The organism is Cellulosimicrobium sp. NPDC055967 (genome assembly GCF_042269845.1).
Lineage (GTDB): Bacteria > Actinomycetota > Actinomycetes > Actinomycetales > Cellulomonadaceae > Cellulosimicrobium.
Genome location: NZ_JBHJYJ010000005.1, coordinates 28,639 through 50,151 on the forward strand (window position 1 = coordinate 28,639; position 21,513 = coordinate 50,151).

General features: G+C 75.4%; 16 protein-coding genes. 7 read left to right on the forward strand and 9 right to left on the reverse strand.

Features of this window, described 5'->3' with window-relative positions; all coding sequences use genetic code 11:
• Positions 1–103: 103 nt before the first annotated feature.
• Entirely contained in the window at positions 104–4,795 is a 4,692-nt protein-coding gene (locus ACFC2L_RS08525) for a hypothetical protein (RefSeq protein ID WP_375823843.1), read from the forward strand.
• A 6-nt stretch (positions 4,796–4,801) separates the two neighbouring features.
• On the opposite strand, the gene bsh is transcribed toward ACFC2L_RS08525, so the two are convergent.
• The 6 genes from bsh to ACFC2L_RS08555 form a co-directional block, all read right to left on the reverse strand.
• Positions 4,802–5,749, reverse strand: coding sequence for a choloylglycine hydrolase (bsh, locus tag ACFC2L_RS08530; RefSeq protein WP_375823844.1), 948 nt, complete (start codon positions 5,747–5,749; stop codon positions 4,802–4,804).
• Between the two features lie 116 nt (positions 5,750–5,865).
• Positions 5,866–6,597 carry a glycosyltransferase family 2 protein gene (locus tag ACFC2L_RS08535; protein WP_253052521.1) on the reverse strand — a complete coding sequence of 244 codons (732 nt, stop codon included), beginning with the start codon at positions 6,595–6,597 and terminating at the stop codon, positions 5,866–5,868.
• A 378-nt stretch (positions 6,598–6,975) separates the two neighbouring features.
• Positions 6,976–7,800: a DUF5926 family protein gene (locus tag ACFC2L_RS08540; protein WP_375823845.1), complete on the reverse strand. Its 825-nt coding sequence runs from the start codon at positions 7,798–7,800 to the stop codon at positions 6,976–6,978.
• A 10-nt stretch (positions 7,801–7,810) separates the two neighbouring features.
• A complete protein-coding gene (locus ACFC2L_RS08545) occupies positions 7,811–8,902 on the reverse strand; it encodes a pirin family protein (RefSeq protein WP_375823846.1) in 1,092 nt (363 codons plus the stop codon).
• A 644-nt stretch (positions 8,903–9,546) separates the two neighbouring features.
• Positions 9,547–10,554 (reverse strand): hypothetical protein, encoded by a 1,008-nt coding sequence (locus ACFC2L_RS08550; RefSeq protein ID WP_375823847.1) that lies wholly within the window; start codon positions 10,552–10,554, stop codon positions 9,547–9,549.
• 95 nt (positions 10,555–10,649) lie between these two features.
• Entirely contained in the window at positions 10,650–11,225 is a 576-nt protein-coding gene (locus ACFC2L_RS08555; protein ID WP_375823848.1) for a DinB family protein, read from the reverse strand.
• Between the two features lie 120 nt (positions 11,226–11,345).
• Between ACFC2L_RS08555 and ACFC2L_RS08560 the strand changes: the two genes are divergently transcribed.
• From ACFC2L_RS08560 to ACFC2L_RS08585, 6 genes are all read left to right on the forward strand, one after another.
• Positions 11,346–11,960, forward strand: a complete 615-nt coding sequence (locus ACFC2L_RS08560) for a TetR/AcrR family transcriptional regulator (protein WP_375823849.1) — start codon at positions 11,346–11,348, stop codon at positions 11,958–11,960.
• Between the two features lie 92 nt (positions 11,961–12,052).
• Entirely contained in the window at positions 12,053–13,363 is a 1,311-nt protein-coding gene (locus ACFC2L_RS08565) for an MFS transporter (protein ID WP_375823850.1), read from the forward strand.
• Between the two features lie 97 nt (positions 13,364–13,460).
• Positions 13,461–14,129, forward strand: a complete 669-nt coding sequence (locus ACFC2L_RS08570) for a heme oxygenase (biliverdin-producing) (protein WP_375823851.1) — start codon at positions 13,461–13,463, stop codon at positions 14,127–14,129.
• A 235-nt stretch (positions 14,130–14,364) separates the two neighbouring features.
• Positions 14,365–15,636 carry a hemin ABC transporter substrate-binding protein gene (locus ACFC2L_RS08575; RefSeq protein ID WP_375823852.1) on the forward strand — a complete coding sequence of 424 codons (1,272 nt, stop codon included), beginning with the start codon at positions 14,365–14,367 and terminating at the stop codon, positions 15,634–15,636.
• 152 nt (positions 15,637–15,788) lie between these two features.
• Positions 15,789–16,799 (forward strand): FecCD family ABC transporter permease, encoded by a 1,011-nt coding sequence (locus ACFC2L_RS08580; protein ID WP_375824128.1) that lies wholly within the window; start codon positions 15,789–15,791, stop codon positions 16,797–16,799.
• Positions 16,796–17,668 carry a heme ABC transporter ATP-binding protein gene (locus tag ACFC2L_RS08585; RefSeq protein WP_375823853.1) on the forward strand — a complete coding sequence of 291 codons (873 nt, stop codon included), beginning with the start codon at positions 16,796–16,798 and terminating at the stop codon, positions 17,666–17,668. The genes ACFC2L_RS08580 and ACFC2L_RS08585 overlap by 4 nt, the downstream gene beginning before the upstream one ends.
• 83 nt (positions 17,669–17,751) lie before the next feature.
• Here the strand turns inward: ACFC2L_RS08585 and ACFC2L_RS08590 are convergent, their stop codons facing one another.
• The 3 genes from ACFC2L_RS08590 to ACFC2L_RS08600 form a co-directional block, all read right to left on the reverse strand.
• Positions 17,752–18,552 carry a hypothetical protein gene (locus ACFC2L_RS08590; RefSeq protein WP_375823854.1) on the reverse strand — a complete coding sequence of 267 codons (801 nt, stop codon included), beginning with the start codon at positions 18,550–18,552 and terminating at the stop codon, positions 17,752–17,754.
• On the reverse strand, positions 18,549–19,178 hold the full coding sequence (locus tag ACFC2L_RS08595) for a helix-turn-helix domain-containing protein (protein WP_375823855.1): 630 nt from the start codon (positions 19,176–19,178) through the stop codon (positions 18,549–18,551). The genes ACFC2L_RS08590 and ACFC2L_RS08595 overlap by 4 nt, the downstream gene beginning before the upstream one ends.
• A gap of 141 nt (positions 19,179–19,319) precedes the next feature.
• Entirely contained in the window at positions 19,320–21,425 is a 2,106-nt protein-coding gene (locus ACFC2L_RS08600) for an elongation factor G (protein WP_375823856.1), read from the reverse strand.
• Between the last annotated feature and the right edge of the window lie 88 nt (positions 21,426–21,513).

A 21,513-nucleotide genomic window follows, 5' to 3' on the forward strand; every position in this document is an offset into this window, starting at 1 on the left:
CCGCGCGAGGGGCGTGGAGGGCGCGTGAGCGTCCCGCGCGGACGTGCGACGACGCCGTCCGGACGGCCGGGGGACGCGCCGGGCGCCCCCGTAGGCTGGTCCGGTGACGTTCCCGGCCGCCGCGCTCCCCCCTGCCCGCACGCTCCCCGCTCGTCGCTGGGGGCGCCGGGGCACCCGTGCGACGGCGCTGGCGACGGCCGTCGCGCTCACCCTGCTCACCGCGCTCGGGGCCGTCGCCGCGCCCTCCGCGGCCGCGGCGCCGTCGGGCACGACGGCGGGCACGACGGTCGCGGGCGGCTCTCCCGTCCCGACGCACGACCCGCGGCCGGTCGTGCTGGTCGCCGTGGCGGGGCTCTACTGGAGCGACGTCTCGCCCACCGCGACGCCCACGCTGTGGTCGATGATCCGGACCGGCTCGGTCGCGTCGCTCGGCGTCGGGCGGACGACGTGCGCGACGGACGCGTGGCTCACCCTGTCCGCCGGGCAGATGGTGACGTCCTCCCAGCCGGCAGCCGAGGAGCCGACGGCGACGCCGCCCGCCGACGCCGAGCCGCCCACCACCGGCTGCCCGCCGCTGCCCGCCCCCGCCACGACGGCGTCGGGGGCGACGACGCTCGAGGCGCAGCCCGCCGACGTCCCCGGGTGGGCGACGCTCACCGCGCCGTCCGAGGAGGAGGCGACCGCCCCGACGACGCACCACGCGCCCGGGACCGCGGCGGCCCGGCTCGCCGAGACCGGCGTGTGCACGACGGCGGTCGGCCCGGGCGCGGCCGTCATGCTCGCCGACGCGACCGGGCACGTCGAGCGGTACGCGTCCGCGCTCGCCGCGCTGCCCGAGGGCGGGCTCGACGCGTGCGACGTCACGGTGGTCGACCAGGGCGAGATCGTCGACTCCTCGTCCGGGCGGGGCCAGAGCCTCGACGCGCTCGACGAGGCGCTCTCCCGCGTCATGGACGAGGTCGACCGCGGGACGCGCGTGCTCGTGGCGGGCGTGCCCGCGGGGCCCGTCGGCGAGCCGGGGCTCCCGGTCGTCGTCGACTGGCGCAAGGGCGAGCCCACACGGCGCTGGCTGCACTCCCCGAGCACGCAGCAGGACGGCATCGTCCAGCTCGTCGACCTCACGGCGACGGTCGTCGAGCAGGCCGGCGGCAGCACCGAGGGGCTCGACGGCGCGCCCCTCTCGCTGGGCGAGGTCCGGCGCATGGACGTCGCGCGCACGGTCGAGAACCGCCAGTACCTCAACGTGCTGACGAGCACGATCCCCACGCTCTACCCCGTGCTCGTCGGGCTGCTCGTGGCGACCCTCGTGCTCGCGCTCGGCGGGACCCTGTGGGCGCGGCGGTCCGCCGCGCGCCGCGGCCTGCCGCCACGGCCCGGGCGCGCAGGGACCCGCGTCCTGTCCGCGGTGCTCATGGTCGCCGCCGCGGCCCCCGTCGCGGCCTCGCTCGCGAGCCTGTCACGGTGGTGGGTGTGGAGCGCGCCCGCTCCGGCGCTCACCCTCGCGCTCGCGGTGAGCGCCGTCGCCGTCGCGCTCGTGGCCTGGGTCGTGTCGCGCCTCCTCCCGCGCCGCCCGTGGGCGCTGCCGACGGCGCTCGCCGGCGTCACGTGGCTCGTCCTCACCGTGGACGGCGCGACGGGCACGACGCTCCAGCAGGCGTCCCTGCTCGGCACGTCCGCCGTCGCGGGCTTCACGCGCTTCTACGGCTTCAACAACGTGACGTTCGCGGTGTACGCGGTCGCGGGCCTCGTGCTCGCCGGCGGCCTGGCGTCCACGGCGCTGGTCCGGGGGCGACGCCGGCTGGCGGCCTGGCTCGTCGTCGCGGTCGGGGCGGTGACGGTCGTCGTCGACGGCTGGCCCGCGTTCGGCGCCGACTTCGGCGGCATCCTCGCGCTCGTGCCCGCGTTCGCCGTCCTCGCGCTGCTCGTCGGGCGGGTGCGGATCACGTGGCTGCGCGCGCTGGTCGTCGCGGGGGCCACCGTGGTCGTGGTCGCGGTCGTCGCCGTCGTCGACTGGCTCCTGCCGGGCGGCAGCTCCCACCTCGGCGGGTTCGTGCAGACCGTCGTCGACGGCGCCGCGCTCGAGGTGATCGGGCGCAAGGCCGTGGGCGCGTGGCAGACCGTCGCGCAACCGGCCGGTGCGGTCGCCGCGGTGCTCGTCGTGCTCGTGGCCGTCGCCGGGCTACGTCCCGAGCGCTTCCGCCTGCCCGAGGTCGCGCGCGCCTACGAGCGCTGGCCGCTGCTGCACGACCTCGTCGTCGCGCTCGTCGTCGTCGCGGGCGTCGGCTCCGTGCTCAACGACTCGGGCGTCATCATCGGCGTCATGGTCGTCGTCGTCGCGACGGCGATGGTCGTGCCCGGTTTCCTCGCCGACGCGGCGCCGAGGCGCGCGGCGGCCGCCGTCCCTGAGCCGGGGATCCGGCGCATGCCCACGATGCTGCTCACCGTGGGCGGCGGGCTCCTGCTCGTCGTCCTGCTCACGTCGACCGTGCTCGGCTCGACGGACCAGCGGCCCGCGTCGGCGGCGTCGCGGGCCGGCGGCGAGGCGTCGGTCACCCGGTCCGACGCCATCGCCACCGACCGCCCGCTCGTCGTCGTCGGGACGACGGGCGTGGCGTGGAGCGACGTCACGGCGGCCACCACGCCGACGCTGCACGCGCTGCTCACGGACGGCGCCGGCGCCGGCGGCGTCGCCCAGCCCACGGGCGCGGCGAGCCGGTGCACGGTGGGCGGGTGGCTCGCCCTCTCCGCCGGGCAGCTCGCCGACGTCGCGACCGAGCGCGCCCCGGACGGCTCGTGGGCGTGCCCGACGCCGCAGCCCGTCGCCACCCCGGACGGAGCCTCGGACGGCATCGCCGGCGGCGCCCGCATCGACGGGTGGGACGACCTCGTCGCGCTCCAGCGGGGTTCCGGGTACCAGGCGCGCCTGGGCGTCCTGGGCGACGCGCTCGGCGGCGACGGCTCCGCCGGCGGCACGGCGGCCGTGTGCGCGACCGCCGTGGGGCCCGGGGCGGCGCTCGCCCTCGCGGACTCCCAGGGGGAGGTGGCGCGCTACCGAGAGCTCGCGTCCGCGACGTCGCCAGGGAGCGACGCGTTCTCGTGCCCCGTCACCGTCGTCGACGCGGGCGACGCGACGGCACCGGCCGTCGACCCCGACCTCCCGGCCGAGGAGCGCGCCGCGCTAAGGGCTTCCCTGCGGGCGGACCGGCTCGCGGCCGTGGACGCCACCGTCGGCGCGGTGCTCGACGCCGCCCCGACGGGGACGACCGTGCTCGTCGTCGACGTCGCCGGGACGCCCGGCACCCGGCCGGCGCTCGGCGCGACGCTCGTGCGGCCGTCGTTCGACGGACCCGAGCAGGCGCGCTACCTGACCAGCGCCGCGACGCGGACGGACGGCGTCGCGCGCGTCCTCGACGTCCCGGCGACCGTGCTCGACGCCGCGGGCACCACGATCCCCGCCCGCATCCAGGACACGCCGCTCGCCTGGGGCTCGCCGCGGCCCCCGGACGCGACCTCGACCGCGGACGCCCTCGCCGACCTCACGACGCTCGACCACGTGCGCCGCGCGGTCTACACCGCGTTCGTCGACGTGCCGCTCTACGCAGGCCTCGTGATCGCCGGGCTCTGCCTGCTGCTCGCGCCGCGGGCCGCGCGCGCGGCCGGCGACCGCGCCCGGGTCCGCTGGGCCCGCGCCGCGCACGTCGCCCGGGGCGCCGCGCTCGTCGTGGCAGCCGTCCCGACCGCGGCCTTCCTCGTGTCGCTCACGGGCTGGTGGCGGTTCGGGAACCAGATGCTCGCGATCGTCGTGTCGACGGTGCTCGCGACGGCGGCGGTCGCGGGCCTGGGGGCGCTCGCCCCGCGCCGCCCGGTGTGGCTCGGGCCGGGGATCGTCGCGGGCATCACGTTCGCCGTGCTCACGCTCGACGCGCTCGTCGGGACGCCGCTCAACCGCGCCAGCCCGCTCGGCTCCGCGCCGACGTTCGGCGCGCGGTTCTACGGGTTCGGCAACCCGACGTTCTCCGTGTACGCGGTCGCAGCGCTCGTGCTCGCCGCGGCGCTCGCCCAGTGGCTCGTCGCCCGCGGGCACCGGTACGTCGCCGCGACGGTCGTGGGCGTCATCGGCGTCGTGACGATGGTCGTGGACGTGTGGCCGACGCTCGGCGCCGACCTCGGTGGCGGGCTCGTGGTGGTCCCGGCGTTCGCGGTCCTGGGGCTCGCCGCCTCGGGGGCGCGCGTCACGTGGCGGCGCTTCCTGCTCGTCGCGGCAGCGGGCGTCGGGCTCGTCGCCGCCGTCGGCGTGCTCGACTGGCTGCGCCCGGCCGACGAGCGCTCGCACCTCGGCCGGTTCGTCGGCGAGGTCGTGGACGGCTCTGCCTGGGAGACGCTGCTGCGCAAGGCGGGCTACGCGGCCCGCTCCGTGCTGGGCGGCGTGCCCGTGTGGCTGACGATCCTGGTCCTCGTCGCGGCGGCGCTGGTGCTGTTCTGGCCGCGGCGGTTCACGCCGGCGTGGTTCGCCCGCACCGAGGCCGCGTGGCCGCTCGTGCGCCCGACCGTGCTCGCCCTGTGGATCGTGTGCGTCGCCGGGTCGCTGGTCAACGACTTCGGCGTGCGCATCGCGCTCGTCGCGCTCATCCCGGCGGTCCCGCTGCTCACCGTCGCGGCGCTGCACGCCGTCGGCGACGGCACCGGTACCGACGACGAGCCGGATGCGCGGGAGGACACCCCGAGCGCCGCGCCGGACGCGGCGGGGACGGCGTCGGAGGGCACCGCCTCGCGGGTGGGGAGCGCGACGCCCTGAGCCTGGCTACGCGAGGACGAGCTCGGTGCCGCCCAGCGCGAGGTCGGCCATCGCGACGCTCTGTACGGCCGGGTCCTCGTAGGTGTTCCAGTAGTAGGTCGACGTGCGCGAGGAGAAGAGTCCCGTGTAGACGGTGATCTCGGACTCGCCCGACGCCATCACGGCGCTCCCCTCGACCATCGCGACCTGCTGCAGCGTGTGGAAGGCGCGACTGACGTTCTGCTCCTCGCTCTCCTGGGTCGGGTAGTGGGCGTTGACGTAGGCGGCGCGGACGAACCGCGACGGCGAGTAGTAGTCCCCCGGGATGCCGCGCATGTGCGAGCCCGAGCCGAACGGGGTGAGGACCGCCCCGCCCAGCTCCGTGTCCCCGGGGAAGTCGGGCGAGACGTTGAGATAGTTGCGCAGGTTCTCGTGGTGCCACCCGAACCCGGGCTGGTTGGTGAGCACGTCGACGTCGTCGTGGAACACGTGCATGCCGTCCGCCGTGTGCTCCACGACGACGGCGCGCGTCGCGTCGGCGACGATCCAGTGGAGCATCGAGCTCGGGTAGGTCTCGTTGATCGGCCGGTCGACGACCACGACGTCCTGGAGCGCGGCCTCCACCTCGTCCACCGTCGCGAACTGCGAGCACACCCACAGCGGGAGCTCGTAGGCGGCGACGTTGACCGCGCCGTCGACCGGGCCGGGCGCGTAGGCCGCGTACCCCGGGAAGTTGAGCCCCGCGACGGCGAGGCCCGCGTCGTTGCCGCAGTCGAAGTAGAGCGGCGTCCCCTCCGCCACGATGCCCATGCCGAGCGTCGCGTGGCGGATGCCGGGCACCGCGCCGAACGGCGACCTCGGCGCGTACCCGGTGGGCGTCAGCACCACCCGCTGCCCGTACCCGCTCGTCCAGTCGAGGTTCCGCGCGAGGTAGACGCTCCCCCGGCCGTCCGAGAACCTGATCCCCGTGCACATGGCGATGCCCCCGTCGTCGTCGGTCCGGCCTCGCGCGGACGCGGGCCACCGGGCACGGCACGGTGCCCGTCCACCCAGGGTAGGATCCCCGGGAGACGTTCGCCACCCGCGGGACGTCAGTGCTGGTCGGCGGCCCGCACCCGGTCGACCGCGGAGCGCATCTTGCGCGCGTTCACGGCCAGGAGCACGTCGCGGTACTGCGCGGCCCGGTGGAGCTGGCCCTTGAGGTCGTTGGACGAGGCGCGGTGCCGCAGGTCGCACGGCACCTCGACGGCGACGTACCCCTTGCGGAGCAGGTCGATCGTCATGCCGGTCTCCACGCCCCAGCCGCGCGCGAGCGGGGTCGCGGCCTCGAACGCCTCGCGCGTGAGGCAGCGCATGCCCGAGAGCGGCTGCGTCGGGGTCCACCCCGTGAGCGACTGGATCGCGCGGCGCGCGGCCCCGACGACAATCCCCCGGCCGCCGGCGCCCGGCTGCGGGGGCAGCAGCGCGATGGCGAGGTCCGCGTACCCGTCGAGCACGGGCGCGACGAGCGGCGCGGTGTTCACGGCGGTCTCGCCGAGGTCGCCGTCGATGAAGAGCAGGAGGCGCGGGGGACGGTCGGCGGCGTCGCGCATCGCGACGACGGCCGCGCCGGTCTCCATGGCGGCGGCCTTGCCGCGGTTGTGCGAGTGGCGCACGACGACGGCGCCCGCCTCGCGCGCGACGTGCTGGGTGTCGTCCTCGCTCCCGTCGTCCACGACGAGCACGAGGTCGACGTGCGGGATCGCCTTGGCCGCGCGGACCGTCGCGGCGATGCGCCGCGACTCGTCCTTCGCCGGGATGATCACGGCGACGCGCTGCCGCACCGCACGGCCGGTCCGGCCGTCGCCGACCGTCGGCCGCGGCGTGCGTGCCCGCGTGCCGGACGCCGAGAGGTACGTCGGCGGCGTGCTCGCCGCGCCCGTGAGGGCACCCGTAGGAGCACCTCGAGAAGCACTGCCCGTGTTGTTCCCCGACTCAGTCGACCGATGGTCCGCGTTCACGCCGTCCAGCCTAGTAGTGCAAAGAGTTGGCCGCAGAAGTGTCGTCGTTCCACCAGCAGATCCGCTCGGGATCTTCGCAGGACGACCGGGCTGCGTTCCCAGGTCCCCCGGATCCTACTCGACGCGACAGCCCGCCGACAGGGGCGTCGGCGGGCTGCTCGTCGGGCCGCGGGTCGGGCCGCTGGCCGGCTTCCGTCAGCGTCAGCGCAGGGTCACCTGGCGCGACACGATCCCCGCGCGCGCCCGGCGCTCGTTCGCGTCGAGCGGCTCGGTGACGGCGAGCGCCTCGGTGAGGAGCGCGTCGAGCTCCGCGACCGGGGCCTCGAGCTCGTCGGCCTCCGTCCCGCTCGGCAGCTCCCACACCGGGACGAGCACACCGCTCGACCGGAACGCGCCGACGAACTTGCCGCCGGCGAGGCCCGACTCACGCCGCGCGTGCAGGCGCGAGATCGCGTCGATGAGCGCGTCCTCCGGCTCCGGGCGTGCCCAGCGCAGGAACTCGCGCGACATGCGGCACCAGTACGCCGACGCGACGGCGTCGAGCTTGACGGTGGGCACCATGGACTCCGCCGCCTGGTCGAGCGACGCGCGCAGGTCCGGCGTGACCTCCTCGGCCGGGTCGAGCCAGAACGCGAAGTCGTCGTGGACGGTGACGTCGAACGGGACGGAGGGGTCGAGGACGTCCTGCAGGCGCGGGCCGGCGTCGGGCAGCGCGCTCATCTCGATGGACGTGCCGGGCTCGGCGTCGATCGCCTCCAGCAGCGCCGCGGCGAGGTCGCGGCTCGTGTCGCCCGAGCCCGCGAGCGTCTGGACCGCGAGGAGGATCGCGCCGTCCTGGCGGTGCAGCGCGGCCCATCCCGCGGGCAGGACGGTGACGACGGTGACGTCGCGCGCCCCGTGCTCCGCGGTCGTGCGGGCGGTCGCGGTGGCCGAGGGCACGACCTCGCGCATCGCGACCCAGTCGGTCTCGCCGGGGAGCCCCTCGAACGGGCGCAGCACGAAGTCGGGCGTGGAGTTCTTGGCCATGCGCGGCAGTCTACTGGCGCGCCGCCGGGCGGGTGCGGGGCCGCAGGCGGACGTCGGGCAGCGCGGGTGCGGGGAGCGGGCCGCCGTCGTACCCGACGACCTCGCCGTAGCGCCCGTCGCGCGCGCCCTCGGCGTAGCGCGTGCCGCCGTGGTTCGGCCCCTCCCCGCCGGTGACCACCAGCTGCGCCTGCCAGTCCGCGCGGGCGCGCGCGACGTCGTCGTGCGACCGGCCGACGAAGTTCCACCACATGACGATGTCCTCGCCGAACGGCTCGCCGCCCACGAGCACGACCCGCGCGGGGCCGTCCGGCCCGGCCTCGACGGTGAGCGTCGCACGGCCCGGGGCGACGTACCCGAGCGACGACGGCGGGACCTCCTCCCCCTCCAGGTGCACCGTCCCGTCGTCCACGAGCAGGCCGTGCTCGAACCCCGGGTCGACGTCCAGCGTCACGCGCGCCCCGGCCGCCAGGTCGACCTGCGCCCCGACGAGCGGCGAGTACGTCGTCGCGGGCGAGCGCAGCTCGGCGTCCGCGACGCGCAGGCTCCCGAGGAAGACCTGGACCCGGGCACCGGCGACGTCCGCGACCGGCAGGTCGGCGTGGTGCTCGAACGCCGGCGGCTCGTCGAGCCGGTCGCCCGGGAGCGCGACCCAGAGCTGGACCCCGTGCAGGACCGGCGGGCGGACGCCGCGCGGCGACTCCTCCGAGTGGGAGATGCCGCGGCCCGCGGTCATGAGGTTGAGCTCGCCGGGCCGGACCGTCTGGAGCGAGCCGACCGCGTCCCGGTGCAGGATCTCCCCCGCGAACAGCCACGTGACGGTCTGCAGGCCGGTGTGCGGGTGCGGCGGGACCTGCATGCCGTCGGTGCCGTCGCCGATCGCGGGCAGCGGGTCCGGCCCGTAGTGGTCGAGGAAGCACCACGCCCCCACGAGCGAGCGTGCGCGCTGCGGGATCGTGCGGCGCACCCGCATCGCGCGCGTGCCCCCGAGCGGGACGTCGCGGTGCTCGAGGATCTCCACCGCGGGCATCGCGCCGACACCCGCGCCGCCAGGGGTGCCCGCGGAGCAGACGCGCTCCTCGGGCCGGGTCTCGAGGTTGCTCATGGCACGAGCGTAGGCGCGGCGGACGGACCCGGCCCACCGGTCCGCGGACGGGTCTTCGCGTCACGGCACGCCGGCGGGAGAATGGCAACGAGGCCCCTCGGAGCAGGATTCCGAGGGGCCTCGCCGTGTCCGCGCGACCCCGGGGCGGTCGGGCCGGTGGCCCGTCGGGGCGCCGCTCGCGACGTGGCGGCCCGGCGCCCGCGCGCCCGGCCCGGATGCCCCGGGCAGGCGTGCTGACGCCGATCGCGGTCGGCCTTCCGGGTCCGGTCGGAACCTGCGCCGTCGCGCGCAGCCCCGCAGCAGGGGGTCGCGGGTCGTCCACCGTTCTCCGGTCAGCCGTGCCCTGGCGTTCGCGCCGGGCCGTCGTGCGCTCCTGGGCGGGGCCGTCAGACCCCTGCGTGCGGAACACCGTCGTCCGTCTGCGCCCGTCCGGGCCGTTAGCACGTTTGTAGTCCTCACCCGGAGGGCCTGCAAGAGTTCCCACCGATGTCATTTGGCCGGTCGCGAAGGCCACAGGTTCGTCCACAGGCGGCCCCGCGCGATTCCCACGGGACCCACAACCCTGTGGACGAAATCTGTGGACAGTTCGCGCGCGCGACACGCCCGGCTCGACCACGTCCCGCGCCCCGTGCGCACGCCGTCGCTCAGACCCAGGACTGCGTCGTCGGCGTCGCCGCCGGCGTGAGCCGCTCGTCGAGGTCGAGGTCCCGCACGACGAAGCCGCCGTCGTCGACGAGCGTCCCCGCGAGGCGCCCCTGGAGCATCGCCGCGAGCCGTGCGACGAGCACCCGTGCCCGCGAGCGCGCGATGACGTGCAGCCCCGACGGGCGCTCGACCTCGAGCTCGTACGGGTCCTGCGGGACCCACGAGACGCGGTACGCGTGCGGGCCGTGCTCGCGCCAGTCGAGCGCGCCGAGCGCGAGCGGCACCTGCGGCACGCGCTGCGCGGCCAGCCGGACCGCGCCGTCGTACGGGGTCTCGCCCGACAGCACGTACTCCGCGAGGCCGTCCGGGCGCGGGTGGACCGCCACGACGCGCGCGCTCGGGACCGTCGTCCGCAGGACGCCGAGCGCGTCGTCGGGCCCGAGGACCTGGGCGCTGTAGAGCGTGAGGTCGACCCCCGAGGCGGGGTCGGGCGTGAGCACCGTCCGGCCGTCCGCCACGACGGCGCCCCCGACGCGCCGGGCCGCCGCGACCGCCCAGCCCAGCACCTGGAGCTCGACGCCCTGCGGCAGCCCGGTCGCGAAGGCGCGCGCGAGCCCGTCGCGGTCCTCGGCGAGCGGGACCGGGGCGCCGCGCGGGGCCGGGTCGTCGACGTGCAGCGCGAAGACCTCGGCGCCCCCGCCCGCGAGGTCGAGCGCCTGCGCCTGCGGCGGCGTCAGCGGGAACGGCCCGACGGCGCGCGCACCCTCGGCGAGCCGGAGCTCGCCCGGCGCGACCACGCCGTCGGGCACCACGCCCCGGAACCGCGCGCCCACCATGGGGCGGGTCGCTCCTCCGCCGCCGGGTGGCGTCGTCCACGCCGCGTCGGCGAACCAGGCGCGCGCGAGGGTGTCCACGGGCGTGCGTGCCGCACCGCGGGAACGAGGCACCGCGAGAAGGTGCGCTCCCGCGTGCGCGTCCGGCACGAGGCCGGCGACGGTGGCGTCCATGACCGGACCGTAGGGCGTCCGGAATGCCGGGATGTTACGCCCGTGTCACGGCCGTGCGTCTCCTGCCGCTGCGGGGCCGGGTGCCCGCCGTCCGGTCAGGCGCCGACGTCGTGCAGGTGGTGGACGACGTCGTGCACGAAGTACTGGCCCAGGGTGCGCACGGTGAACACGGACCCGTTCGACCGCCGCCCGGGGCGCTCCCACTGGTCGGGGACCAGCGCGTCGAAGCGGCCCGCGACCCGGTCGCCCGCGATCGCGAGCTCGCGCGCGACGACCGCCGGGTCCTGGTGCGCGTAGTCCTCCTCGACCGCCGTCGCGTCCTGGTCCCAGTTCGCGAACCGCGGGTCGTCGCCCTCGACCATCGACTGGACGCGCACGTCGAACACCGAGAAGACGTCGCGGACGTGCGCGGCGTACTCCAGCGCGGACCAGGTCGTGGCGTCGGGGCGGACGCGCACGTCCTCGCGGCCCAGCGCGCCGACGTAGCGCGGGATCGCGTCGCGCACCGCGGCCCCCACGCGGTCGGGCGTCACCTCGGCCGCCACGAACCCGCACTCCGGGCACGGCCGCTCCATGACCCACGTCCAGTCCTTGGTGTCCGCGGGGACGGGCGGGAAGTCCGGGTCCGGGGCGGTGGCGGGGACGCCGTCGGGCGCCGCGGTCGTGTCCATGGCGGCAGTGTGCCAGACGGCGGGGCGCAGCCGTGAGGCCCGGCTGCGGCCCGGCTGCGGTCCGGCTGCGGCCCGGGGGAGCCGATTAGCGTTCTGACACGACCTCCCTATGATGTCAGCATGCCCAAGATCATCGGAGGGTCCCTCCACGAGCACCGCGCCCAGACCCGGCAGAAGCTCTTCGCGGCGCTCTCGACCCTCATGATGGACCGCGGCTTCGACGCCATCTCGCTCGCCGACATCGCCGCCGCCGCGGGCGTCGGCCGCACCGCGGTGTACAACCACTTCCCCGACAAGGAGGCCCTGCTCCTCGGGTTCATCACCCACGAGACGGAGCAGTACGTCGGGACGCTCGAGCGGGCGCTGGAGGACGTGGACGACCCGGTCGAGCAGCTCCGCACCTACATCCGCCAGCAGGCGCAGCTCAAGCGCATCTTCCACCTGGCCCCCGGCCCGGACCTGCGCACCGTGCTGTCGCGCACGACGCGCCAGCGGCTGCGCGAGCACGCCGAGCTCGTCGAGGCGATCCTGCGCCGGATCGTCGCGTCCGGCATCGAGGTCGGCGAGTTCCCCGCGCAGGACATCGACACCACCGTGCAGCTCGTCAACGCGTGCCTGTCCGGCCGGCTCGTCCCCGACGACCCGGCCGCGCGCGAGCAGGCGATCGAGGCGACCGAGGCCTTCGTGCTGCGCGCCGTCGGGGCCGACGCGTCGTCGCCCGCGCTCGCGCGCTGACCCGGCCGACCCGCTACGCCCGCCCTTCTCCCCCGAGCAGAAGCGCCCGGACAGAGGTGATTGCCGCGGCAACGGTCGCCTAGCCTCGGGAGGTGCCGACCCTCCGCCGCCGCAGGCTCCCCGACGCCCCCGCCCGGGTGCGCGCCGGGCTCGGCGCGCCGTTCCGCAACGTCTTCACCGCGAACCTCAGCTCCAGCCTGGGCGACGGCATCGCGCGCGTCGCGTCGCCGCTGCTCGCCGCCCGGCTCACCGACGACCCGTTCCTCGTCTCCGGGATCGCCGCCGTCTCGCTCCTGCCCTGGCTGTTCTTCGCGATCCCCGCCGGGGTCCTCCTCGACCGCGTCGACCGCCGGCACGCGCTCGCGCTCGCGAACGGCGCCCGCACGCTGCTCGCCCTCGGGCTCGTCGCCCTCGCCGCGACGGGCACGCTGACGATCTGGTGGCTGTACGCCGTCGTGTTCCTCTACGGCGCCCTGGAGACCGTGTACGACGGCGCGATCCGCGCGGTGCTGCCCTCGATCGTGCGGCCCGCCGACCTCCCGCGCGCGAACTCGCGCATCGAGGCGGGCGAGATCACCGTCCAGAACTTCCTCTCGGCGCCGCTCACGTCGGCGCTCTTCGCGGTCGCCGTCGTCGTGCCGCTCGGGACCGGTGCGGCCGCCTACGCCGTCGCCGGGGCGCTCGCGCTGTTCCTGCCCGCCGTCGCCGCGGGCGAGCACCGGACCGTGGCCGTCGAGGGAGCGGAGCCCGCGCCCCCCTGGTTCCGCCAGCTCGGGGACGGGTTCCGCTACCTGTGGGCGCACCCGACCCTGCGCCCGCTGTGGCTGCTCTCGATCGTCGTCGGGCTCTGCTTCTCCGCCGCGACCGCGACGATCGTGCTCTACGTCCTCGACGTGCTGGGCGTCCCGGAGGCCTGGTACGGCACGTTCCTGCTCGTCGGGGCGGCCGGGTCGCTCCTCGCGGCGGCCGTGGCGAACCCTGCCAAGGAGCGCTTCGGGACCGGCCCGACGATGGCCGTGGCGAACCTCGTCTCGACGGTCGTCCTCGTGCTCCTCGGGCTCGCCCCGCTCCTCCCGGACGCCGGCGCCGCGGTGGTCGCCGGCGCCGTCCTGTTCGCGGTGAGCTCCGGGGCGGTCACGGTGTGGAACGTCCTCGTCATGTCGCTGCGCCAGGCGATGATCCCCGGCCGCCTGCTCGGCCGGGTGCACGGCACGTGGCGGACGCTCCTGTGGGGCGTCATGCCGCTCGGGGCGTTCCTCGGCGGGCTCCTGGCCCGCGCGGACCTGGCGACGCCGCTCGTCGTCGGCGGCGGGCTGGGCACGCTGGTCGCGCTGCTGGGCTTCCGGTTCCTCGCCGGGCTCCCAGACCCGGAGGACGTGGACCAGATCTCGGACAGAGGATAGGCAAGCCTCACCTGGGTGGGTTACAGTTCCTGACGCATCGTCATGACATCGCGTCAGGACGAGCACCCCGACCCGACGCTACCCGCAGGAGCCACCCGTGACTGCTCTCACCCAGGACCTCGACCGCACCGACGAGTCCGTGCCGCTGTCCCAGCGCCTGCGCGAGGGCACGCGGCCCGAGCACGAGCAGGCCGAGAGCTCCGGGTTCGTCGAGCGCCTCATGTCCGGGCAGCTCGACGTCGCCGCGTACGCCGACCTCGCCGCGCAGCAGTGGGCCATCTACGGCGCGCTCGAGGACGCGAGCGCCGCGATGCGCGCCGACGCCCAGGGCGAGTCCCTCGTCTTCGACGAGCTCACGCGCACCCCCGAGATCGAGAAGGACCTCACGTTCCTCGTCGGCGCCGACTGGGCCGAGCGCATCACCATCCACCCCGCGACCGAGCGCTACGTCGCGCGCCTGCGCACGGTCGGTGCGTCGCTGCCCGCCTACGCCGCGCACGCGTACACCCGCTACCTCGGCGACCTCTCCGGCGGGCAGATCATCAAGCGCATGCTCGAGCGCCACTACGGCCTCTCGGGCGACGGCCTCGCGTTCTACACGTTCGTCGAGATCCCCAAGTCCAAGCCGTTCAAGGACGTCTACCGCGAGCGCCTCGACGGCCTCGTCCTCACGCCCGAGCAGCTCGACGAGACCGTCGCCGAGGCCAAGCACGCCTTCCGCCTCAACAGCGACCTCTTCGCCGACCTGGGCGCCGCCCACCCCTGACCTCGAGATAGAGCCCCGGTCGGCCGGGGCTGTGCCTCGGCGGACCACGACCCTTCCTCGAGGGAGTCGGGTTCTTCCTCGGTCGAGTGGGTTCGGTTCGCGCCGTTCGCGTGAGGCGCGTTACTCGCGAGGCGGTCGAGGCCGCCTCCAAGTCAGGTTAGGCTCGTCTTACCTGGGGCGGGCGACGGCCTCGCCGGGTCGCGCCCTCCCGCGCACCGCTCCCTGGAGACTCCCCATGCCTCACGCTGCCCGCTCCGCGCTGCACCTCGGCTCGACGACGAGCCGCTCGACGTCACCCTCGGGGCCGTCGGGCACCGCGCGCGGTCGGGCGCGACGGACGGTGACGGCGCTGGTCGGGGCGGGGGCCGTCGTCGCGCTGGGGCTCGTCGCCGCGTGCGCGCCGCTCCCCTACGAGCCGCCCGCGACGCCGTCGGCGGGGGAGAGCCAGGACGCCGCGCCCGTCGAGGCGGCGCCCGCGGAGACCGCCGACCAGACGGGCGTGCCGACCTGCACGACGCTCGGGGAGTCGCGCGCCGCGGGCGGCGGCTCCGACGTCGACCCGGCGTCGTTCCCCACCGGGCCCACGAGCGCGACGTTCGCCGACGACGCGATCCACCCGATCGCGGACGCACCGGCCCCGCAGCTCCCCGTCACGGTCGAGTCGGTCGACGGCCGGACGGTCGAGATCACCGACGTGAGCCACATCATCCCCGTCGACCTGTACGGGACGCTGGGCGAGATCGTCTACAGCCTGGGGCTGGGCGCCAACGTCGTCGGGCGCGACCTGCCGACCGGCTTCCCCGAGGCGGCGGACGTCCCCGTGGTCACGGGCGCGGGGCACGCGCTCGACGTCGAGGCGATCCTCGGGCTCGACCCGTCCGTGATCCTCACCGACGCGACGATCCTCACCGACGACGTGCGCGGGCAGCTCGAGAGCTCGGGCATCCCCGTCGTCTACTTCGACGAGGCGCGCACGCTGGACGGCGTCGACGACCGGATCCGCGCCGTCGCGACCGCGCTCGGCGTGCCCGCGCAGGGCGAGGCGCTCGTCGAGCGCACGGACCGGCAGATCTGCGCGGCGCTCGGCGCGGTCCCGCGGGACACGGGGAACCCCCGCGTCGCGTTCCTCTACCTGCGCGGGTCGAACATCAAGATGCTGTTCGGGCCCGGCTCGGGCGCCGACGACCTGATCCAGGAGGTCGGCGGCGAGGACGCCGGGACGGCGATCGGCCTGACGCAGCAGTACGCGCCGGTCACGAGCGAGGCGATCATCAGCGCCGCGCCCGACGCGTACCTCGTCATGACCGACGGGCTCGAGTCGATGGGCGGCCTCGACGCCATGATGGCGATCCCGGGCCTCGCGCAGACGCCCGCGGGCGAGGCGCGCCGCGTCGTCGACATGGACGGCTCGCGCCTCCTCACGTTCGGCCCCCGCACCGGGTCCACGATCGCGTCGCTCGTCGAGGCCTTCTACGGGGTGCCCGCGCCGGAGCTCCCGGCCTCGTGAGCACGCCCCTCACCCGTTCCCTCGGCACGCCCGAGGACGCGCCTGTACCCGAGGACGCCACCGCGCCCGACGACGCCCCCCGCTCGGGCGACCGGCCCGCCCGGGTGGGCCCCGCCGTCGGGCAGCAGCGCCGCCGGGCCGCGCGCTGGCTCATGGTCGGCCTGGGCGTCGCGCTCGCGGTGCTCACGGTCGTGTCCGGGATGACGGGTCAGGTGCCCGTATCCCCCGCGGAGGTGCTGGGCTCGCTCGCGCACCACGTCGGGCTCGACTGGGGCCCGATGCCGTCGCACCCGCAGGGCGAGAACGCACTGTGGGTCGTGCGGTTCCCGCGCGTCGTGATGGCGATCGTCGTGGGTGCCGCGCTCGCGTGCTCGGGCGCGCTCATGCAGGGCGTGTTCGGCAACCCGCTCGCCGAGCCGGGCGTCATCGGCGTGTCGTCCGGCGCGGCCGTGGGCGCGTGCGCGGTCATCGTCACCGCGGGCGCGCTCGTGCCCGGCACGTGGGTCGCCGGGGCGGCGTTCCTCGGCGGACTGGTCACGACGTTCGTCGTCTACGCGCTCGCGCGCGCCGGGGGCAGGACCGAGGTCGTGACGCTCGTGCTCACGGGCATCGCGGTCAACGCGTTCGCGGGCGGGATGCTCGCGTTCTTCACGTTCGTCGCCGACCCGGCCGCGCGCGAGCAGATCGTCTTCTGGCAGCTCGGGTCGCTCGGCGGCGCGACGTGGCAGTCCGTCGCGGTCGTGCTGCCGATCGCCGCCGTCGGCGTCACGGGCGCGATGCTCGTGCGCCGCAAGATGGACCTGCTCGCGCTCGGCGAGCGCGCCGCGCAGCACCTCGGGGTCGACGTCGAGCGGCTGCGGCAGATCGTCATCGTGCTCGTCGCGCTGCTCGTCTCCGCGGGCGTCGCGTTCACGGGAATCATCGCGTTCGTCGGGCTCGTCGTGCCGCACCTCGTGCGCATGGTGTGCGGGCCGAGCCACCGCACGCTCGTCCCCGCCTCCGTGGTGGGCGGCGCCGTCGTGCTGCTCGCCGCGGACCTCCTCGCGCGCAGCGCCGTCGCGAACGTCGAGCTGCCGCTCGGCATGATCACGTCGCTCGTCGGCGGTCCGTTCTTCTTCTACCTGCTGCGCCGCACGCGCTCGCGCCAGGGAGGCTGGGCATGAGCGACCTGCGCCACGAGGGCTCCTCGTTCCTCGGCTCGCTCCGCACCGCCGTCACCGGTGCCCGACGACGGTCCCGCCTCCCCGCGCCCGTCGCGCCCGGCGACGTGGTCACCGCCGCGCACGGCGTGTCCCTCACCCTGGGCGAGGCGCCGATCCTGCGCGACGTCTCGGTCGACGTGCGCGCGGGCGAGGTCCGCGCGCTGCTCGGCCCCAACGGGGCTGGGAAGTCGTCCCTGCTCGCCGTGCTCACGGGCGATCTGGTCCCCGAGGCCGGCGACGTCGTCGTCGACGGCCGACCGCTGCGCGCGTGGACGCCCACCGAGCTCGCCCTGCGCCGGTCGGTCATGCTCCAGCAGGTCTCGCTGAGCTTCCCGTTCACCGCCGTGGACGTCGTGCGCATGGGCCGCTCGCCCTGGCGCGGCACCCCGTTCGAGGACGAGGACGACGCCGCGGTCGCCGAGGCCCTCGCCGCGACCGACGTCGAGCACCTCGCCGACCGGCACTTCACGTCGCTGTCCGGCGGGGAGAAGGCCCGCGTCGCGCTGTCCCGCGTGCTCGCGCAGCGCACGACGCTCCTCATGCTCGACGAGCCGACCGCCGCGCTCGACCTCAAGCACCAAGAGCTCGTGCTCCAGCTCGCCCAGGCGCACGCCGCCGCGGGCGGGGCGGTGGTCGTCGTCGTGCACGACCTCTCCCTCGCCGCCGCCTACGCCGACCAGGTCACCGTCCTCGCGGGCGGCCGCGTCGTCGCCGACGGCGGTCCGCGCGACGTCCTCACCGCCGAGCTGCTGAGCGGCGTCTACGACTACCCCGTCGAGGTCGTCGACCATCCCGGTGGCGGCGCACCGATCGTCCTGCCGCGCCGCTGAAGCCCGACCGTCACCGCTCGCTCCTCGTCGCCACGAATCCTCGTCGACGCTCCCTCACCGTCTCGCCGCCCGATCCGCTGTCGTTACCGGCGCCTTCGCCGCGGCCGGGCCCACTCCGGGACGGTGAGCTGGGCTGGACGCGAGGGCGCAGGCTTGCGCGACACGTACGTCGCGAGACGGTCGAGCGCGAGCGCTCCGCCGGCGACGAGTCCGACGATCGCTCCGTGGTCTCGGCGGAGCGCACCGATCGCGTGGGCCAGCCGGTCCGCCTCCAACGGGTTCAACGGCTCGTCGCTCTGAAAGTCCTCCGGCTGGACCAGTGTCGCCATGACCACGAAGTCCTCGAGGTGCCGCCGCTTGTCGCCTGGGATCAGGAGGGCGGATGCCTTGCCGATCAGGGAACCGACGATGGAGGGTCGGTTGATGGCGGCCGACCGCTCACCGATGGTGACGGTGACCTTCTGGCTGCGGTTGATCTGCTTCTGAGCGCCCGGAGTCTCGAGGCCCGGCGCGCCGTGGATGTCCGGTCGTCCCGCCGCGACCGGGCCCAGGTAGCGCGGGATGAGCACATCGACGATCGCCTCGCCTCGCCGCCACCGATGGTTGGTCCCGTTGACGGACATGGCGAGATCGGTGACGAACCCGACTTCGGACAGGACGCGCGTGACGGACATGAGCGCGTCCGGATGTTCCCGCACGTCCAGGACCGCGTCGACGTCGCTCGTGGAGCGAACGGGCGAGAGGCCTCGCTCGAAGCAGTGGAGCTGAACCATCTGGCCGCCAACCAGGGTCCAGCCGTCAGGCATGCGGTCGGCGAGATCGAACAGTCCGATCCAGGAGGCGGTCTGCGCCGGCGGCATCTCGGGCAGCACCACGGTCGTCACAAGTACCTCCTCGCCAGCTCACGTGCCTGACGGATGTCGCGCTCCGTGCCGTTGTCGACCAGGTCGGCGATGACGAGCGTGATGGGTACCGGGTTGGGCGGCAGGAAAGGCGCGACGTGAAGGATCACGTTCGGCTTGCCGCGCGCGGGGACGAGCCAGTGGTCGGCCTTCAGCGCTTCGGCTTCGTCCTGGTGGACGTAGAGCTCGACGAGGTCGGACACGGCCATGCCGGAACGCCGATCGCTGACGCCGCTGGGCACGACTCGGACGTCGTCGACCAGCGTCGTGGTGCGGGATGCGGAAAGCTCGAGCCTCTCAGCACGAGAGCGCAGCCATGAGGCGAGAACCAGTGCGGGGTCATCCCGGTCGTGTAGGTGCGCCATCCGTTCCTTGAGCTTCCACGCCGCCTGCGGGTCGAGCCACGCGTCCGTCTTCAAGATGAGCGCCCAGGCGTTCCGAGGGCTCATCGGCCTTCCCGGCCGCTTGGGATGTCGCAGGGAGTGTGGGCTGACCACCCATCGCCCACCGACCTTCTCACCCTGCAGCTCGCCGGCGTGGAGCATCGCGAGCACTCGGCGCTCGGACACATCGAGCGCTCGCGCCGCGTCTGCCACGCTGATGACCATGTCGTCAATCATACGGGATTCCGAATAATTGACGACACGAGGCGAGGTGGCGATCTCCTCTATGGTTCGGAAAGCGGAATGATTACAGACAGCGATCCGGCCCTCGCACCCGACAAGCAGGGTCCCCGCCACACCACGGTTCTACCTCGCGGCAGGGACACCGCCCGGGAGGGCCTCGTAGCGGTCGGGGACGGCGGTGAACGACCCTCGCCCGCCGGTGAGGGAGCGCAGGTCGAGGACGTAGCGGGTGAGCTCGGCCTCGGGGACGAGCGCGTCGACGCGGACGCGGCCGTCGGGCAGGGAGTCGGTCGCGGTGATGTGGCCGCGGCGCGCGGAGAGGTCGCCCATGACGTCGCCCTGCGCGTCGGGCGGGACGGTCACGGACACGGCGGAGACGGGTTCCAGGACGACGGTGCCCGCGGCCGCGAGCGCCTCGCGCACCCCGACCCCGCCCGCGGTGCGGAACGCCATGTCGGAGGAGTCGACGGAGTGCGCCTTGCCGTCGAGCACCTCGACGCGCAGGTCGACGACCGGGTAGCCGTGCGGCCCGCCGCTCTCCATGGCCTCGCGCGCGCCGCGCTCGACGGCGGGGAGGTACTGGCGCGGCACCGACCCGCCGACGACGGAGCTGACGAACTCGAATCCCTCCCCGCGCGGGAGCGGCGACACCCGGAGCTGTACGACCGCGAACTGCCCGTGCCCACCCGACTGCTTCTTCACCTTGCCCTCGACCTGGACGGCGCGCGTGATGGTCTCGCGGTACGCGACCTGGACGGGCTCGGTGGTGACGCGCACGCCGAACGAGCGTTCCAGCCGTTCGACCGCGACGGCGAGGTGCGTGTCGCCGAGACCCCCGAGCACGGCCTGGGACCCGGTGAGGTCGACGTGCAGGGTCGGGTCCTCGGCGCGCAGGCGGGTCAGCGCGGCGGAGAGCTTGTCGTCGTCGGACTGGGACACCGGCCGCAGCGCGAGCGCGTAGACCGGTGCGCGCGGCGGCAGGTCGCGCGCGGCGACGGGCATCCGACGGCCCGCGAGCAGCGTCCCGGTCGCGGCGACGGAGAGCTTCGCGACGGCGGCCACGTCGCCGGCGACCACGCGGTCGACCGCGACGTGCTCGCGCCCGCGCAGCCGGAAGAGCCCGTGCACGCGGTCCTCGGCGCCCGTCGCGGTGCTCACGAGGCGGTCGCCCGTCGCGACGGACCCGGAGAGCACCTTGAACACCGACACCTGGCCCACGAACGGGTCGACGACCGTCCGGAAGACGTGCACGAGCGCGTCCCCCGTCGGGTCGGCCGCGACCTCCGTGGTCGCGCGCTCCGACGGGGAGCCGTCTGCGCCGCCCGACCCCGCGCCGTCGGGCAGCCCGACGACGGCCGCGCGGTCGGCGGGCGACGGCCCGAGCTCGCACACGAGGTCGAGCACGCGGTCGACGCCGACGCCCGTCACCGCGGACGCGAGCAGGACGGGCACGGCCTCGCCCGCGAGCACCTCGTGCGCGAGCGTGCGCTCGAGGTCCGCGGCCCCGGGCTCATCGCCCGCGAGGTACGCCTCGAGCTGGTCGTCGTCGTGCGTGACGATCTCCTCCACGACCTCGTCGTGCAGGGCGTGCTCCTCGTCGCGCACGTCCGCGGGGACGTCCTCCTCGTGGGTGCGCCCGTCGCCGTCGTACTCCCGGGCGCGCTCGGTGAGGACGTCGGCCACGCCGTGCAGCGACTGCTCCTCGCCGAGCGGGAGCTCGAGCGGCACGAACGGCGCGTCGAGCGCGCCGCGCAGCGCGCCGAGGACGGTGCGGAAGCTCGCCCGCGCGCGGTCCTCCTGGGAGACGACGACGAGGCGGGGGATCCCCGCCTCGTCGCAGCGCCGCCAGACCTCCTCCGTGCCCGACTGGACCCCGTCGACGGCGCTCACCACCACGACCGCGAGGTCGGCCACCGCGAGCGCCGCGTCCACGGAGCCCGCGAAGTCCGGGGATCCCGGGGTGTCGAGCAGGGTGACCTGGTGCGTGACGCCGTCGGGCGCCCGCCAGTCGAGGTGCGCGACGCCGAGGCTCACCGAGATGCCGCGCGCGACCTCCTCGGGCTCGTGGTCGCAGACGGTCGTGCCCTCCGCGACGGACCCCGCCCGCGGGATCGCGCCCGCGCGATGGAGGAACGCCTCCGCGAGCGTGGTCTTGCCGGACCCGCTGTGCCCCACGAGAGCGACGTTGCGGGTCGTGGCCGGGCCGGTGGACGTCGACGTCGTGGCCATGGCTGCCTCCTGGCGGCGGCGGGGCGCCGTGTCCCGCCACGTTCCAGGCTAGTGACGTCGAGCGGTTCGTGCCCGGGCCGGAGGTCCC